Origin of the sequence: Streptomyces sp. BBFR2 (genome assembly GCF_044497305.1) — a bacterium.
Taxonomy (GTDB): Bacteria; Actinomycetota; Actinomycetes; order Streptomycetales; family Streptomycetaceae; genus Streptomyces.
Map to the genome: position 1 here is coordinate 4,629,179 of NZ_CP172415.1, position 16,275 is coordinate 4,645,453.

General features: G+C 73.9%; 11 protein-coding genes. All 11 read left to right on the forward strand.

The features are described 5' to 3' along the window. The first annotated feature begins 13 nt into the window (after positions 1-13). The gene (locus ACGH2B_RS18845) at positions 14-1,507 is read left to right on the forward strand and encodes a CoA-acylating methylmalonate-semialdehyde dehydrogenase (RefSeq protein WP_399090802.1); all 1,494 of its coding nucleotides are present in this window, start codon (positions 14-16) and stop codon (positions 1,505-1,507) included. A 134-nt stretch (positions 1,508-1,641) separates the two neighbouring features. After that, complete coding sequence (locus ACGH2B_RS18850) at positions 1,642-2,856, forward strand: hypothetical protein (RefSeq protein ID WP_399090805.1); 1,215 nt, start codon at positions 1,642-1,644, stop codon at positions 2,854-2,856. A 452-nt stretch (positions 2,857-3,308) separates the two neighbouring features. Continuing rightward, entirely contained in the window at positions 3,309-6,011 is a 2,703-nt protein-coding gene (locus ACGH2B_RS18855; RefSeq protein ID WP_399090808.1) for an alpha/beta fold hydrolase, read from the forward strand. Then, positions 6,008-6,898, forward strand: a complete 891-nt coding sequence (locus tag ACGH2B_RS18860; protein ID WP_399090811.1) for an ABC transporter permease — start codon at positions 6,008-6,010, stop codon at positions 6,896-6,898. The genes ACGH2B_RS18855 and ACGH2B_RS18860 overlap by 4 nt, the downstream gene beginning before the upstream one ends. A 641-nt stretch (positions 6,899-7,539) precedes the next feature. After that, positions 7,540-9,654 (forward strand): FUSC family protein, encoded by a 2,115-nt coding sequence (locus ACGH2B_RS18865; RefSeq protein WP_399090814.1) that lies wholly within the window; start codon positions 7,540-7,542, stop codon positions 9,652-9,654. A gap of 322 nt (positions 9,655-9,976) precedes the next feature. Continuing rightward, a complete protein-coding gene (locus ACGH2B_RS18870; protein WP_399090817.1) occupies positions 9,977-11,056 on the forward strand; it encodes a rod shape-determining protein in 1,080 nt (359 codons plus the stop codon). A 625-nt stretch (positions 11,057-11,681) separates the two neighbouring features. Further along, entirely contained in the window at positions 11,682-13,331 is a 1,650-nt protein-coding gene (locus tag ACGH2B_RS18875; RefSeq protein ID WP_399097113.1) for a sensor histidine kinase, read from the forward strand. A gap of 2 nt (positions 13,332-13,333) precedes the next feature. Continuing rightward, positions 13,334-13,741: a roadblock/LC7 domain-containing protein gene (locus ACGH2B_RS18880; RefSeq protein WP_399090820.1), complete on the forward strand. Its 408-nt coding sequence runs from the start codon at positions 13,334-13,336 to the stop codon at positions 13,739-13,741. A gap of 64 nt (positions 13,742-13,805) precedes the next feature. Beyond that, positions 13,806-14,168 (forward strand): DUF742 domain-containing protein, encoded by a 363-nt coding sequence (locus ACGH2B_RS18885; RefSeq protein WP_399090823.1) that lies wholly within the window; start codon positions 13,806-13,808, stop codon positions 14,166-14,168. Beyond that, a complete protein-coding gene (locus tag ACGH2B_RS18890; protein ID WP_399090826.1) occupies positions 14,149-14,772 on the forward strand; it encodes a GTP-binding protein in 624 nt (207 codons plus the stop codon). Before ACGH2B_RS18885 ends, ACGH2B_RS18890 begins: the two co-directional genes overlap by 20 nt. 25 nt (positions 14,773-14,797) lie before the next feature. Next, positions 14,798-16,204 (forward strand): cytochrome P450, encoded by a 1,407-nt coding sequence (locus ACGH2B_RS18895; protein WP_399090829.1) that lies wholly within the window; start codon positions 14,798-14,800, stop codon positions 16,202-16,204. Positions 16,205-16,275: the final 71 nt, after the last annotated feature.

Consider the following 16,275-nt stretch of genomic DNA (forward strand, 5'->3'; position numbering starts at 1 on the left):
GAAAGGCCCCCGCATGCAGACCATCAGCCACTGGATCGGCGGCAAGCCCGTCGAGGGTGTGTCCGGCAACTTCGGCCCGGTGTTCAACCCGGCCACCGGCGCCCAGGAGAAGCAGGTCGCCTTCGCCTCCGCCGAGGAGGTCGACGCGGCGGTCGCCGCCGCCAAGGAGGCGTTCGCCACCTGGGGCACCAGCTCCCTGGCGAAGCGCACCTCGGTGCTGTTCCGCTACCGCGAGCTGGTCTTCGCCCACCGCGAGGAGCTGGCCCGGCTGATCACCGCCGAGCACGGCAAGGTGCACTCCGACGCCCTCGGCGAGGTCGCCCGCGGTCTGGAGATCATCGAGCTGGCCTGCGGCATCCCCGAGAAGCTCAAGGGGGAGCTGTCCACGCAGGTCTCCACCCGGGTGGACGTCGCCGCGATCCGCCAGTCCCTCGGTGTGGTCGCCGGCATCACGCCGTTCAACTTCCCCGCCATGGTGCCGATGTGGATGTTCCCGCTGGCCGTGGCGTGCGGGAACACCTTCGTCCTCAAGCCGAGCGAGAAGGTGCCCAGCGCCGCCCTCAAGCTCGCCGAGCTGGCCGCCGAGGCGGGTCTGCCCGACGGCGTGCTGAACGTCGTCAACGGCGACAAGACCGCGGTCGACCGCATCCTGGAGCACCCGGACATCGCGGCGGTCTCCTTCGTCGGCTCCACCCCCATCGCCAAGTACATCCACACCACCGGCACCGCGAACGGCAAGCGGGTGCAGGCGCTGGGCGGCGCCAAGAACCACATGCTGGTACTGCCCGACGCCGACCTCGACCTCGCCGCCGACTCGGCGATCAACGCCGCGTACGGCTCGGCCGGTGAGCGCTGCATGGCGGTCTCCGTCGTCGTCGCCGTCGGGGAGACCGCGGACCCGCTGATCGAGAAGATCAAGGAGCGCGCCGCCGCCCTCCGTATCGGTCCGGGCGACGACCCGGCGTCCGAGATGGGCCCGCTGATCACCAAGGTGCACCGCGACAAGGTCGCCTCGTACGTCCAGGGCGCCGCCGCGCAGGGCGCCGATGTCGTCGTGGACGGCACCGGCTTCACGGTCGAGGGCTTCGAGGACGGCCACTGGATCGGTGTGTCGCTGCTCGACAAGGTCACGCCCGAGATGGACGCCTACCGCGACGAGATCTTCGGCCCGGTGCTGTCGGTCGTCCGCGTCGCCACGTACGACGAGGCCATCGCGCTGATGAACGCCTCGCCGTGGGGCAACGGCACCGCCATCTTCACGCGGGACGGCGGCGCGGCGCGCCGCTTCCAGTTGGAGGTCGAGGCGGGCATGGTCGGCGTCAACGTCCCGATCCCGGTGCCGGTCGGCTACCACTCGTTCGGTGGGTGGAAGGACTCGCTCTTCGGCGACCACCACATCTACGGCAACGACGGCGTGCACTTCTACACCCGCGGCAAGGTCGTCACCACCCGCTGGCCCGACCCGTCGGACGGCGGCATCAACCTCGGTTTCCCCAGCAACCACTGACCGCCCGTCCGCTGCCCGCCGGTCGCCGACCGGCGGGCAGCGGCGCTTTCGCCCGGGCGGGCGCGGGATCCGGGCGGAGCGGCCATCGGCTACGGTGACCGGGCGTGTACACAACACCACTACCGGGGGACGCGATGCCACCTAGTACGGCGCTGACCAAGGGCGCACGGATCACGGGCGGCATGTTCTGCCTGGTCTTCTTCCTCTACACCGGGTTCTGGCTCTGCTACGACCTCTCGGAGCTCGGCTTCTCCGCGGTGTGGGACTACTGGACGGGCGCGCGTCCCCCCGGCCTCAACACCGTCAGCGACTCCACGCAGTTCTGTCTGGCGCTGGTGCAGTTGAGCGGCGTGATCGCGGCGTTCGCGGGGCGGCGTTCGGCCGGTGGGCTGATGGCCGTGGCCACCACCTTCACCTTCGCCACCGCCGTACAGACCATGATCAGCGTCGGGTTCCACACCGACAGCGACCGCTGGTTCCTCCGCGCACGGGCCGGTGAGGGCCCCTTCGACGCGGTCTTCCTCGGCAGCCTGCCGCTCGCCCTGCTGGCCTTCCTCGGCGGGCTCGTCCTGCTCGCCGGGATGCGGTCCTGGCCGCGGCCCACCCCCAGCCTGCCGCCGGTGCGTCCGGCCAAGGCCGCCGGGGCCATCGGCGGTCTCGTCCTCGGGGCGGTGGCGCTGTGCTCGGTGATCTGGCAGATCATGATGCTGGTGCAGGGCGGCGGCGCGGCGGACGCCGCCCTCATGTTCTACCTGGGCAAGGGCATCCTGACGTCCCTGACGTCGCTGGCCCCCGGCTGGTACGCGCTGGTGCTGCTGGTGCTGGCGGGTATCGCCGGGCTCGGCTGCCTGATCCGCGGCAATGCCGCCCGGGGTCTGGCCCTGGGGCTGGCGACGATGATGCTGCCGAACGCCGTTCTGTCGGTGATCGGGCTGAGCGGTGCCGGTCAGCTTTTCAAGATCAGCGATGCGGCGCCTGGCCAGAGCGTCCTCGGCATCGTGCAGTTGGCGCTGGAACTCCTCGGCTCGCTCGCCCTGTTCGCCCTGATGGCGAAGGGTGAGCCGGTCGCCCCCGGCTGGCAGCCGCCCGCGCCCGCACCGCGGTTCGGCGGCCCCGGCTTCGTCCCGCCCGGCCCGCAGGGCCCGCCGCAGGGCGGCTGGCAGCAGCCGGTCCCGCCGCCGGGCGGCCCGGTGCCCGGTGGCCCGGTGCCTCCGCAGGCGGGCCCGGTCCCGCCGATGCCGGCCCAGGGTCCCGCTCCGCAGATGCCGCCCGTCCCGTCCGCCGCCCCGCCGATGCCGCCCGGCAACCCGCCGGCCCCCGGCGGTTTCGGACCGCCTCCGCAGCACTGACGGAGGCGGAACCGCCCCGCGCGCCCCGCAGCCCGTACGGCCGATGGCAGTACGGGCTGCGGCATGCCCGGGCGCACCGCCCGCCGCCGCGCCGGCCCCGCACCGGCTCCCCGGGCCCGCCACCGCACTGTTCCCGGCCCCCGCCGCCACCGACGCACCCGGCCGCGCCGTACCGGCCGCGTGCCGACCCGACCGCCGCGCCGCGCTGACCCCGCCGCCGCACCCGGGCCGTACCGGAGCCGGCCGTTCCAACCGCCCGGCACAGCCCGCTTCCGCCCGGCAGAGCCCGCTTCCGCCCGGACCGGGCAATCCCGCGCCTCCCGGCACCGCCTGACGGCCCGTCGCTGCCCCGCCCCGCCCCGGCCCGGGCCCGCGTCCCCGTTTCGCGTCCTCTCCCGCTCCCTCTCCCGCTCCCGATGCCCCCTTTACGGCCCACTCCCTAGGATCCCCGTATGGATCTGCGACTGCGCGGGCGGCGGCTGTACGCGGCCGTCGGCGCTCTGGCCCTGCTCATGGGCGGCGGCGTGTGGACGGCAGCGTCCTCCGGCGCCGCACCGGCCGTGCACCGCGAGGACCGGGTGCTGACGATGCCGGAGAAGCCCGGCGGCACGAAGACCGTACGGATCGACACCTCCTACTTCACGGCGGGGAGTTCCGCCGCGCGCCGCCCCGCCGTGCTGCTCGCGCACGGTTTCGGCGGCAGCAAGAAGGAGGTCCGGCCGGAGGCGGAGCGGCTGGCCCGGGACGGCTACGCGGTCCTCACCTGGTCGGCGCGGGGTTTCGGCGCCTCCACCGGACGCATCGGACTCAACGACCCGGAGCGCGAGGTCGCCGACGTCGGCCGCCTCGTCGACTGGCTGGCGAAACGTCCCGAGGTGCGGCTCGACAAGGCCGGTGACCCGCGCGTCGGCATCGCCGGGGCGTCGTACGGCGGCGCCGTCGCGCTGCTCGCCGCCGGGCACGACCCGCGGATCGACGCCCTCGCCCCGCAGATCACCTACTGGAACCTCGCCGACGCGCTCTTCCCCCACGGCGTGTTCAAGAAGCTGTGGGCCGGCATCTTCTTCACCACCGGCTCGGCGGGCACCCCCGCCACCGCGCCGGGGCGCGCCCCCGCCTCGTCCGGCGGCTGCGGCCGGTTCGCCGCCGAGTTGTGCGCGATGTACGAACGGGTCGCGGTCGCCGGGAAACCGGACGCGGCGGCCCGCGCCCTGCTGGAGAAGCGCAGCCCGTCCGCCGTCGGCGACCGCGTCACGGCGCCGACCCTGATCATGCAGGGGCAGACCGACTCACTCTTCACCCTCGACCAGTCCGACGCGATGGCGCGGGCGCTGCGCCGCAACGGCGCCCCCGTCTCCGTCGACTGGATCGCCGGCGGTCACGACGGCGGCGACCGCGAGCGGGGACGGCTCACCGACCGCACCCGCGCCTGGTTCGACCGCTATCTCAAGGACGACAAGGGCGCCGGTACCGGGCCCGCGTTCCGGGTGAGCCGCGGCGGAGGCGTGGACTCCACCAACGGCGCCCTGCAACTGCGCGGCGCGAGCGGCCCGGCCTACCCCGGACTCGGCCACGACCCGCGCCGCCTCCGCCTCACCGGCCCCGAACAGCACTTCACCAACCCGCCCGGCGCGAGCCCGCCCGCGATCTCCGCCGTCCCCGGCACCGGCGCCCTCGGCGCCCTCTCCTCCCTGGGCACCGGCGGCCTCGCGGTCGACTTCCCCGGCCAGCACGCCCGCTTCGAGACGGCGCCGCTCACCGCACCCGTCCACCTCACCGGCGCCCCGCGCGCCGCCGTGACCGTACGGTCCACCTCCCGCGACGCGGTGCTCTTCGCCAAGCTCTACGACGTCGCCCCGGACGGCACCAAGCAGGTGCTGCCCGCCCAACTCGTCACGCCGTACCGCCTCTCCGGCGCCGACCGCGGTGTCCGCGTCGATCTGCGGCTGCCCGCCGTCGACCACGACTTCGCCGCCGGGCACCGGCTCCGCCTGGTCCTGGCCGCCACCGACCTCGGCTACGCCTCGCCCGCGAAGCCCGCCTCCTACACCGTGGCACTGGCCGGCGGCGGCGCCCTGAGCGTCCCCACCGACGGGCGGGTCCGCGCGGCCGCCGCCCCGCTGCCCGCCTGGACGTGGCTGCTGCCGTCGGCCGCCGCCGTCCTCGCCGCCGCCCTGCTGCTCACCGCCCGCCGCCGCACCACCGCCCCGGCCCCCGACCCGGCACTGGCGGACGTCCCGCTGGTGATCGAGGGGCTGAGCAAGAGGTACGCCGGGGCGAGCGACCGGTACGCGGTGCGGGACCTGTCGTTCCGCGTCGAGACCGGGCAGGTCCTCGGACTGCTCGGACCCAACGGCGCCGGCAAGACCACCACCCTGCGGATGCTGATGGGCCTGATCCGGCCGGACGAGGGCGGGATCCGGGTCTTCGGGCACGCGATCCGGCCCGGCGCGCCGGTGCTGTCCCGGGTCGGCGCGTTCGTCGAGGGCGCCGGTTTCCTGCCGCACCTGACGGGCCGCGCCAACCTCGACCTGTACTGGCGCGCCACCGGGCGGCCCGCCGCCGACGCGCACGCCGAGGAGGCCCTGGAGATCGCCGGGCTCGGCACCGCCCTGGACCGCGCGGTGCGCACCTACTCCCAGGGCATGCGCCAGCGCCTGGCCCTCGCCCAGGCCATGCTGGGCCTGCCCGACCTGCTGATCCTCGACGAGCCGACCAACGGTCTCGACCCGCCCCAGATCCGCGAGATGCGCGAGGTGATGATCCGTTACGCGGCCGCCGGACGCACCGTCATCGTCTCCAGCCATCTGCTGTCCGAGGTCGAGCAGAGCTGTACGCATCTGGTCGTCATGGACCGCGGACGCCTGGTCAGGTCCGGGCCGGTCGCGGAGATCACCGGTGACCAGGACACCGTCCTCGTCGGCGTCGCGGATCCCGGGGCGCTCACCGACGCGGTGGTGGAGAAGGTCCGCGGGCTGCCCGGTATCGTCGCCGCGGTCCGCGCCGACGACGGGCTGCTGGTCCGCCTCGACGACCCCGCGGACACTCCGGGCCTGCTCGGTGGACTCCTGCGGCTGGACCTGCCGGTGCACCGGGTGGGCCCGCACCGCCGCCTGGAGGACGCGTTCCTCACCCTGATCGGAGGCGACCGTTGACTGCCGTCACCCCGCCCGGACCGGCCACCGGACACCCCGCGCCGGCCGCCGCCCCCGGGTACCGCGCCCACCGCACCCTGCCGCTGCGCGTCGAGGCGCTGCGGCAACTGCGGCGCCGCCGGACGCTGGTGATCGGCGCCGGGCTGGCGCTGCTGCCGTTCGTCCTGGCCGTGGCCTTCGCCGTCGGCGGCGCCCCGGGGCGGCGGGCGAACGGCCGGATCACCCTGATGGAGACCGCGACGGCGTCCGGCGGCAACTTCACCGCCACCGTGCTGTTCGTCTCGGCGGGCTTCCTGCTGGTCGTGCCGGTGGCGCTGTTCTGCGGCGACACGGTGGCGTCCGAGGCGAGCTGGTCGTCGCTGCGCTATCTGCTCGCCGCGCCGGTGCCGCGCGCCCGGCTGCTGCTGAGCAAGCTCACCGTGGGCCTGCTCTTCAGCGCCGCCGCGATGGTGCTGCTGCCCCTGGTCGCCCTGGGGGTGGGCACCGCCGCGTACGGCTGGGGGCCGCTCACCCTGCCCACCGGCGGCGCGCTGCCGGCGGATACGGCGGTGGGGCGGTTGGCGGTCGTGGTGGCGTACCTCTTCGTCAGTCAACTGGTCACGGCGGCGCTGGCGTTCTGGCTGTCGACGGTCACCGACGCGCCCCTGGGCGCGGTCGGCGGCGCCGTCGGCCTGACCATCATCGGCAACGTCCTCGACCAGGTCACCGCCCTCGGCGGCTGGCGCGACGCGCTGCCCGCCCACTGGCAGTTCGCCTGGGCCGACGCCCTCCAGCCCGGGATGGAGTGGTCCGGCATGCTCCAGGGCGCGTCCGTCTCCGTCGCCTACGCACTGCTCCTCGTCGCCCTGGCGTTCCGCGGCTTCGCCCGTAAGGACGTGGTGTCCTGAACGACGGCCCGGGGCGGGACGGCTGACCCGGCGGCGGACCCGACCAGGGACGTCGCCGATCCGTCGTGGTGCTCCGCCCGGCCCGGCCCGGGGGCGCGTGGCGACCATCCACGCGCCGGGGCGCCCGCCAGGTGCGGAGGCTCCGGGCACGGACCGGCCGTTCGGGCACGGCGGTCGGCCCGACCCGGCCCGGCGCCGCTCCCGGGACGCTTCGCCCACGGGGCGCGTCACGGGTACGTACGCGCCGGGTGCGCGGGCCCGCGTGCGGCGCCTCCCGGCACGCGCACCGGGCCGGCGCGGCCCGCGCGGCCTCGGGCGGGCCGACCCCATGCGCACCCGGGCCCCGCACCCCGGCCCGGTTCCTGGCCCCGCACCGCGGCCCGGTTCCCGGCCCCGCACCCCGGTCCGGTCCTGGCCCCGCACCGCGGCCCGGCCCGGCCCGGCACCGCACCCCGGCCCCGCACCGCGCCCCGCCCGGGACCTGGGACCTGGGACCAGGAACCGGGCCCGGCCCCCCCCGCACGCCTCGGGCCGGGCCTCCGCCGCCCCTCTCCGCGCCCTCCCGGACCGCCCCCGACGCCACGCGAGACGCCGGTCCCCGCCGCCCCGAATCGCGGCATTTCGGCCCGTATTCTCTCGGCATGACCTGGTCGCGCGCGCTGAAGCAGACCGCCCGCTCCGGGCTGACCATCGAGCGGGCCAAACTCACCCCGGTCATCGCGGTGCGCGGCACCGCCGGTGTCGCCCTCGTCATCGGGCTCTGCCTGTGGCGCGGCACGCCCACCCTCGCCGTCTCCTCCGCCTTCGGCGCCTTCGCCGCGGGCATCATCACCTTCCAGCGCAGTTGGCGCCCGCGCCCCGTCCTCGCGCTCGCCGTCGCCGGCGGCTGCGCCCTCTCCACCTTCCTCGGCTACCTCGCCGCCGCCCACCTCCTCGCCTTCCTCCCGCTGCTCGCGGGCTGGACCTTCCTCGCCGGGCTGGCCTGGGCGATCGGGCCGGTCTCCGGTCTCGTCGGCACCCAGACCATCGCGATCATGCTGGTCACCGTCACCCTGCCGACCTCCGTGCTCGGCGCCCTCGAACACGCCGCCCTGATCGCCTTCGGCGGCCTCATCCAGGCCACGCTGATCATCGTCTTCCCGGTGCGCCCCTGGGGCGTCCAGCGCGACGCCCTCGCCGACGCGCTCGCCGCCGAGGCCGACTACGCCCGGCGGCTGCGCCACGACCCCGTCGCCCCGTTCGACCCGCAGCCCCTCATGGACGCCCGGCTCGCCTCCGCCGTCACCCCGCGCCAGGCCAAGCGGCGCCCGGTCCAGCTCCACGGGCCCCGCGGCATCGCCGAACAGATCCGGCCGGTCCTCGCCTCCCTCGCCGACCCGGTCGTCGGCGCGCCCCTGGAAGGCCCCGAACGCGACCGCACCCGCGACCTGCTGGGCGCCGCCGCCACCGCCCTGGACGCCGTCGCCCACGCCATCCGCCACGACCGTCCCGTACGGCTGCCCCCGGAGGCGATGGCCACCCTGGAGGTCCCCGACTCCGGGCCCGTGCTCAAGGGCGCCGCCCGCCGCTCCGCGTACCGCCTGATCGCCCTCCTCGCCGACGCCGTCGAATCCACCGACGAGCCCGTCGAGTCCACCCGCCCCACCACCGAGGAGGAACGCGGCCACCTGCTGCGCCCCAGCGTGCCCCGGCTGATCCCGGTCGCACTCCACTCCCTCCAGCGCGAACTGCGCTGGTCCTCCCGCATCCTGCGGCACGCCGTACGGGTCAGCGCGGTCGCCGCGGTCGGCTACCTCCTGGGCACCGCACTCCCCTTCGGCCACGGCTACTGGGCGCCGCTCGCCTCCGTCATGGTGATGCGCCCCGACTTCGCCCAGACCTACGCCCGCGGCGTCGCCCGGTTCTGCGGCACCCTCGTGGGCGTCACCGTCGGCGGTGCCCTGATGGCGCTCTTCCACCCCGGCGCCTACGTCGCCGCCGCCCTCGCCCTGGCCTGCGTCCTGCTGATGTACCTGCTCATGCGCACCGGCGTCTCGGTCACCTCGGCGTGCGTCGCGGCGTACGTCGTCTTCCTCCTCGGCATCGCGGGCGCCGGCTGGGAACAGACCGTCCTGGAACGCGTCGTCCTCACCCTCGTCGGCGGACTCCTCGCCATGGCCGCCTACGCCCTCTTCCCCACCTGGGAGACGCCCCGGCTCCGCAACCGCCTCGCCGACTGGCTGGACGCCAACGGCCGCTACGCCCTCGCCGTCTTCGAACTCCACGCCCGCCCCGCCGAACGCCGCCCCCGCCAGGTCCGCGACGCCCTGCTGGACTCCCGCGCCGCCCGCGCCGCCTGGGAGGAGAGCGAGGCCCGCGCCGAGAAGGAACCGGTACGCCACCGGGGGCTGTCCCGCACCTCCGCCGCCGCGGCGACCACGGCGCTCGCCACCATGGGCCGGGTCGCGATGATCCTGGAGGCCCACCTCCCCAAGAAGGACGCCGAACCGTCCGTCGGCGCCACCGCGTTCGCCTACGAACTGCGCGAGTCCCTGGAGCGTGCCACCCAGGCGGTCCTGGACCGCGAGGAACTGGACTGGAGCGAACTGCGCGCCGTGTGGGAACGCTGGGACGCGGAGGACGAGAGCCAGGGCGTCGCCCTGCGCGGCGCCGACCTCCTCCTCGACGCCCTCGACGACCTCGCCCACGCCCTCTCCCGCGGCCCCGGCGGCCGCAACCGCGCCGCCCGCGGCAGACTCGGCAGCAGCAGCCGCTGACCGGCGCCCCCGGGGCGGCTCCCCGGGCCGAGGCACCGGCCGCGCCCACGGAACCGGCCCACCCGGGGGAGCCCACGGAAACCGGTCCTCCCCGGGCACGGCGCGGAAACCGGCCCTCCCCGGGCCACGCCCCGTCCGGAACCCGCCCGGTGGTCCGCCCGTTTTCCCCACCGCAGGAACCAATCCACGCCCCCAGTAGTCTTGATAAATGCCCGCAATTGACGCCATAGGTGATCCCTTGGTGCCGTCTGGGCCGCGATGTCCGAGGACCCCGCCCCGCCGGGTCCTGTCATCCAGTTGAGAAAGAGCGAACGAACCTCCCATGGCGCCCAGCACCTCGTCCGGTACGTACGACATAGGCATCGACCTCGGCACCGCCAACACCCTGGTCCACGCGCGCGGCAAGGGGGTCGTACTCAACGAACCGTCCGTCGTCGCCGTCAACGCCGCGGGGGACGTCATCGCCGTCGGCACCGAGGCCAAGCGCACCATCGGCCGCACCCCGTCCGGCATCACCGCGCTGCGCCCGCTGCGCGAAGGCGTCATCGCCGACTTCCACGCCGCCGAACAGATGCTGCGCGCCCTGATGAAGAAGGCGCTGCCCACCCGCCGCTTCTCCCGGCCGCGCGTGGTCATCTGCGTCCCCTCCGGGATCACCGGCGTCGAGCGGCGCGCCGTCATCGACTCCGCGCGCGGCGCGGGCGCCCGCGAGGTGCACCTCATCGAGGAGCCCATGGCCGCCGCGATCGGCGCCGGACTGCCGGTCGCCGAACCGGTCGGCTGCATGGTCGTCGACATCGGCGGCGGCACCACCGAGGTCGCCGTCATCTCCCTCGGCGGCCTGGTCACCGCCCAGTCCGTCCGCGTCGCCGGGGACGCCCTGGACGCCGCGATCATGACGTACGTCAAGAAGAAGCACGCGCTGGCCATCGGGGAGCGCACCGCCGAGGACATCAAGATCGCGATCGGTTCGGCGGTCTGGAGCCCGGTCCCCAAGGACGAGGACGGTGTCCCGGAGCGCCCCACCACGTACACCGTCCGCGGCCGTGACCACGTCGGCGGGCTGCCGCGCGTCCAGGAGGTCACCGAGGAGGAGATCCGCGAGGCGCTGGCCGAGCCGGTCGACGCGATCGTCCGCGCGATCCACCGCACCCTGGACGAGTGCCCGCCGGAGCTGTCCGGTGACATCGTCGACCGCGGTATCGCCCTGACCGGCGGCGGCGCCCTGCTGCGCGGCCTCGACCAGCGGCTCCGCCAGGAGCTCGGAGTGCCGGTGACCGTCGCCGACCAGCCGCTGGACTGCGTCGTCAACGGCACCGCGAAGTGCGTCGACGAGTTCGCCGCCCTCCGCGGCCTCCTCTCCGACGCCAAGGAGCCGCCCCGCCGGACCGTACGCCTGTAACGGAACGCCGCCCGCCCCGGGCGCGGTGCCCAGGAGCCCGCCCCGGGAGGGCGCCGATGCCCCGGATGCGACGTATGTCCCCGGGGCGCCAAAGGGCGCCTACCTCCTCACGGGTGAACTCTTCGCCGCTCGGGACGCCCCCTGTCCCGCGGCCGTCCGCCACGAACGGCGCAGACGGTCCTACGCCACTCTGCGGCACCGCGGCGGACACCAGGTCGGAGAGTTCCTGGCACCCCGTACCCGGCGGACGGTCGACGCCCGCCACGCTCCGTTGAACACACCAGGGGCATGTGCCGCCGGACCAGGCGCGCGGTGACGGACCTCCGGAAGATCGCACTGCCGGACCATCCCTGCCGGACCGCCGAAAGCGCGTCCGATGACACGACTCACCCCGTATTCGTAAGGGAACTGACGGAGTGTCGAATATGAAGGGGAGGTTCGATTTCCGCTTGTTCGGGGCGTAGTGACCTGGCGTCAGCCTGCGATCAAACCCGGTTATGCTACTTCCGGTCCGCCGCCCCCCTGGAAGCGTTGCACGGTAACGCCCGTGACAGCGCTGTCCGTTGTGCCGCGGGCCCGGCAAGTCGTCCCGATCTTTCAATGTTTGAGGGTTTTGAGGGTGCAGATGGTTCGAGAAGGATCGTCACCCGGGGGGTCACGTCCCGTCTCGGTTCTCGCATGGGTCGTGCCCGCCGCCGTGACTGCCGTGGCCGGAGTCATCGCCGCGGTGACGGTCCCCTCCCCGGCGACCACACCGGTCGCCTGGGTCGGGGTCATCGCCACCGTGGCGGTCGCACTGGTCACGGCCGAACTGGCCCGCCGCGCAGCGGTGATCAGCGGACTGCGGCAGCGTGAGCGCGAGTACCGCACGTCCCTGTCGCGCCAGGAGTCGGAGACCATCCGCCTGGCCAAGGACCTGCTGCCCGAGATGGTCAACCGGCTCAGCGAGGGCGAGTTCCCCGAAGACGTCTTCAACGCCATGGTGGAGCGGCTCGGCAAGCACGCCGAGGAGGCGCAGCTCACCCCCGAGTTCCACGGCGCCCACCAGGCCGTTCTGCGGTCCGTGATGGAAGCCGTCGTCGCGGAGGAGGACCTCCGTGACGCCGCCCAGCGCGCGTTCGTGAACATCGCCCGGCGCGTCCAGGCGATCGTCCACCAACAGGCCCAGGAACTCCGCGAGATGGAGGACCGCCACGGCCACGTCCCCGAGGTCTTCGGCGACCTGCTCCAGCTCGACCACGGCACCGCCCTCATCGGACGCCTCGCCGACTCCATCGCCGTCCTCGGTGGCGCCCGCCCCGGCCGCCAGTGGAGCCGCGCCGTCCCGCTCTACAGCGTGCTGCGCGGCGCCATGTCCCGCATCCTCGACTACCAGCGCGTCGAACTGCACTCGGTCTCCGAGGTCGCCGTCGTCGGCCCCGCCGTCGAGCCGCTCATCCACGCGCTCGCCGAGCTGCTGGACAACGCCACCCGCTACTCCCCGCCGCAGACCCGGGTGCACCTGACCGCCGTCGAGGTGCAGTCCGGTATCGCCGTGGAGATCGAGGACGGCGGCGTCAGCATGAGCGAGGAGGCGCGCAAGCGCGCCGAGCGGATGCTGGAACAGGCCCAGAAGGGCATCGACGTCAACGACCTCGGCGAGACCCCGCGCCTCGGCCTCGCCGTCGTCGGCCGTCTCGCGCAGGTCTACAACTTCCAGGTGTCGCTGCGCACCTCCGCCTACGGTGGCGTCCGCGCCGTGCTGATCGTCCCGCAGGACCTGATCACCACCGCCCCCGCCACCGGCCGGGCCCACGGCATCGGCGCCTCCTCGGGCCCGCTGACCGCCCGTACGGAGAACCCCGCCCGGACCGTCCGCCCCGCGCCCGCGCCCGCACCGGCCCCCGCGCCCGTGGCGGCGCCGGTCCCCGCACCGGTCAACGGCGGCGGCTACTCCGCACCGGTCAACGGCGGCCACCCCGGCGACATCGCGGACGACATCCCCGTGGTGACGGAGCGGACCGCCACCGGACTTCCGCAGCGGCGGCGCAAGGCCCGGGCGACCGCCCCCATGACGCCTCCGGCGGCCCCCGCCCCCACCCCGGCGCCGGCCCCCGTTGCGGTTCCCGCCCCCACCCCCGCCCCGGACACCGCACCACCCGTGCAGCCCGGTATGTGGCTGGCGGCATTCCAGAGTGGCCTGTCCGGCGAGAGCCAGACACCCGCGCCCGCCGGTCCCTCCGGCGAGGCCGGTGCAGCCCGTGAGAGTGACGAGTCGTCGGAAAAGAGTGAGTAGCCATGATTCAGCACCGGCCCAACATGGACTGGATGCTCAAGGATCTCGCGGAGAGCGTGCCGCAGACCCGTCACGTCATCGTGCTGTCGTCGGACGGCCTGCGGATGGCTCAGCACGGCACCGACACCGACACCGCGGACCGGCTGGCCGCCGCCTGCGCCGGGCTGCAGAGCCTCGCCGGTGCGGTTTCCGCGGAGTTCCCCCGCAGTGACGGCCGGATGCGTATGGTCGTGATCGAACTGGACGGCGGGTTCTTCTACCTGATGGCAGCGGGTGCCGGAGCGTACCTCGCGGTGCTGGCCGATGAGGACGTGGACGCCGGCTTGATCGGTGCGCGGATGCGGGACCTCGTGGCCCGTATCGGCGAGCACCTGAGCAGCCCGCCGCGCCACAACGGACAGGTCGTATGAGCGAGGTCGTCGAACATGTTGCGGACATGCGGCGTCCTCGCCGAGGGGGAAGAGGGGCTCCGGAGTGAGCGATGCGGACGAGGGCTGGGAGGACGAGAACCCGGAGAGGCTTTATGTGATCACCGGCGGGCGCAGCGGATCCTCCGGAAAGTCGGCCTCCCTCGACCTGGTCACGCTGATCGTGTCCAAGAACGCCCCCAAACCCGGCCTGCAGCCCGAGCACGCCACGATCATGCGGCTGTGCCACTCCCCGCTGTCCGTCGCGGAGCTCTCCGCCTACATGCGTCTGCCGGTCAGCGTGCTCACCGTTCTCCTCGGTGACCTGCTGGCGGACGGCCGCGTCGTCGCCCGGGCACCCGTACCCCCCGCTCAACTTCCCGACCGTGCCCTTATTGAGGCGGTGATCCATGGACTTCAAAAGCTCTGAGACGCTTGTCGAGCACCCTGCCGAGGGCCCACGGACCGAGGACGTACTGCCGGATACCGCGGCGTCGGCGGTCAAGGTCGTCATCGTCGGCGGGTTCGGTGTCGGCAAGACCACGCTCGTCGGTTCCGTCAGCGAGATCCGCCCGCTGACGACCGAGGAGACGATGACCCAGGCCGGTGTCGGCGTCGACGACACCATCGGGGTGGAACGCAAGACCTCCACCACCGTCGCGATGGACTTCGGCCGGATCAGTCTCAACGACGAACTCGTCCTCTATCTCTTCGGCACCCCCGGTCAGCAGCGCTTCTGGTTCCTGTGGAACGGCCTGTTCGACGGGGCCCTGGGCGCCGTCGTGCTGATCGACACCCGCCGGCTGGAGGTCAGCTTCGACGTCATCGGGCGGCTGGAGGAGCGCGGCGTCCCCTTCGTCGTCGCCATCAACTCCTTCCCGGACGCGCCGACGCACCCGGTCGAGGAGGTCCGCGCCGCCCTCGACCTGCCGGCCGATGTGCCGATAGTCGACTGCGACGCCCGGCTGCGCCCGTCAAGCCGCGACGTCCTGATGACGTTGATGCGGTATCTGCATTCCCTCGCCGTGGCGTGAGCCGGCGAGGAGCCAAGGAGCCACTGTGAGCACTTCCCCCACCCCGCCCCCGGGCTGCCCGGCCCACGGCCTCGGCCCGGACGGGCTGCGCCGGCTGTACGGCCCGGAGGCCGAGGCCGACCCGATGGGGCTGTACGAGAAGCTGCGCGCCGAGCACGGTCAGGTCGCGCCGGTGCTGCTGCAAGGCGATCTCCCGGCGTGGCTGGTGCTGGGGCACCGCGAGAACCTGGACGTGGCGCGGACCCCGTCCCGCTTCTCGCGTGACTCGCGCCGCTGGCGGGACATGCGGGAGGGCCGTGTCGGCCCGGAGCACCCGCTGGCACCGCTCGCCGCCTGGCAGCCGGTGTGCAACCTCGTCGACGGCGCCGACCACGAGCGGCTGCGGGCCGCGGTCACCGACTCCATCAACCGCTTCGACCGGCGCGGTATCCGCCGCTACGTCACCCGCTTCGCCAACCAGCTCATCGACGAGTTCTCCGGCGCCGGTCAGGCCGATCTGGTGAGCCGGTTCGCCGAGCACCTGCCGATGCTGGTGATGACGCAGCTTCTGGGCATGCCGGAGTCGTACGGGCCCCGGCTCGTCGAGGCCGCCCGCGACATGCTCAAGGGCACCGAGACCGCGGTGGCCAGCAACGAGTTCGTCATGCAGACGCTGACGCAGCTCGTGGAGCGCAAGCGTGCCAACCCCGGCCACGACTTCACCACCTGGCTGCTGGAGCACCGTTCCGCCCTCACCGACGACGAGGCGGCGCAGCACCTCCGCGTCGTCCTGATCGCCGCCTTCGAGACGACCTCCAACCTCATCGCCAACACGGTGCGGATGGTGCTCACCGACCGGCGGTTCCGCGCCAGCCTCTCCGGCGGTCACATGACGCTGCCGGACGCGCTGGAGCAGGTCCTGTGGGACGAGCCGCCGTTCACCACCATCCTCGGACGGTGGGCCACCGGCGACACGGAGCTGGGCGGTCAGCGGATCAAGGAGGGCGACATGCTGCTCCTGGGGCTGGCGGCGGGCAACGTCGACCCGGAGATCAGGCCCGATCTCACCGAGCCGGTGCACGGCAACCGCTCGCACCTCGCGTTCAGCGGCGGTCCGCACGAATGCCCCGGTCAGGACGTGGGCCGCGCGATCGCCGACACCGGTATCGACACGCTGCTGGCCCGGCTGCCCGACCTTCAGCTCGCGGTCGCCGAGCACGACATCCCGTACCGGTCGTCGCTGATGTCACGTCATATGGTCGAGCTGCCGGTGAAGTTCACGCCCAAGCCGAGTCTGCCGGTGCAGACCGCCGGTACCGAGCTGCCCGCGCCGCGCCGTTCGGAGCCGCTGCCCGAGGCCGCGGGTCCGCGGCCGCCGGTCACGGCCCATGCGGCATCGTCGGCGGTGCCGGCGAAGCGCGGCTGGTGGCGCCGCTGGTTCAGCGGTCACTGAGCGGAAGATCCCGGGCCCGCGGCGTACGGAGCGTGTGGCGGGCCGGGCGTTGATCCGGAACGGCGGTACGC

Excerpts from the sequence above, each read along its gene's own strand:
- ACGH2B_RS18875 (WP_399097113.1), top strand. The coding sequence starts at position 11,682 with ATGGTTCGAGAAGGATCGTCACCCGGGGGGTCACGTCCCGTCTCGGTT.
- ACGH2B_RS18880 (WP_399090820.1), top strand. The coding sequence starts at position 13,334 with ATGATTCAGCACCGGCCCAACATGGACTGGATGCTCAAGGATCTCGCG.
- ACGH2B_RS18890 (WP_399090826.1), top strand. The coding sequence starts at position 14,149 with ATGGACTTCAAAAGCTCTGAGACGCTTGTCGAGCACCCTGCCGAGGGC.
- ACGH2B_RS18850 (WP_399090805.1), top strand. The coding sequence starts at position 1,642 with ATGCCACCTAGTACGGCGCTGACCAAGGGCGCACGGATCACGGGCGGC.
- ACGH2B_RS18870 (WP_399090817.1), top strand. The coding sequence starts at position 9,977 with ATGGCGCCCAGCACCTCGTCCGGTACGTACGACATAGGCATCGACCTC.
- ACGH2B_RS18855 (WP_399090808.1), top strand. The coding sequence starts at position 3,309 with ATGGATCTGCGACTGCGCGGGCGGCGGCTGTACGCGGCCGTCGGCGCT.
- ACGH2B_RS18865 (WP_399090814.1), top strand. The coding sequence starts at position 7,540 with ATGACCTGGTCGCGCGCGCTGAAGCAGACCGCCCGCTCCGGGCTGACC.
- ACGH2B_RS18845 (WP_399090802.1), top strand. The coding sequence starts at position 14 with ATGCAGACCATCAGCCACTGGATCGGCGGCAAGCCCGTCGAGGGTGTG.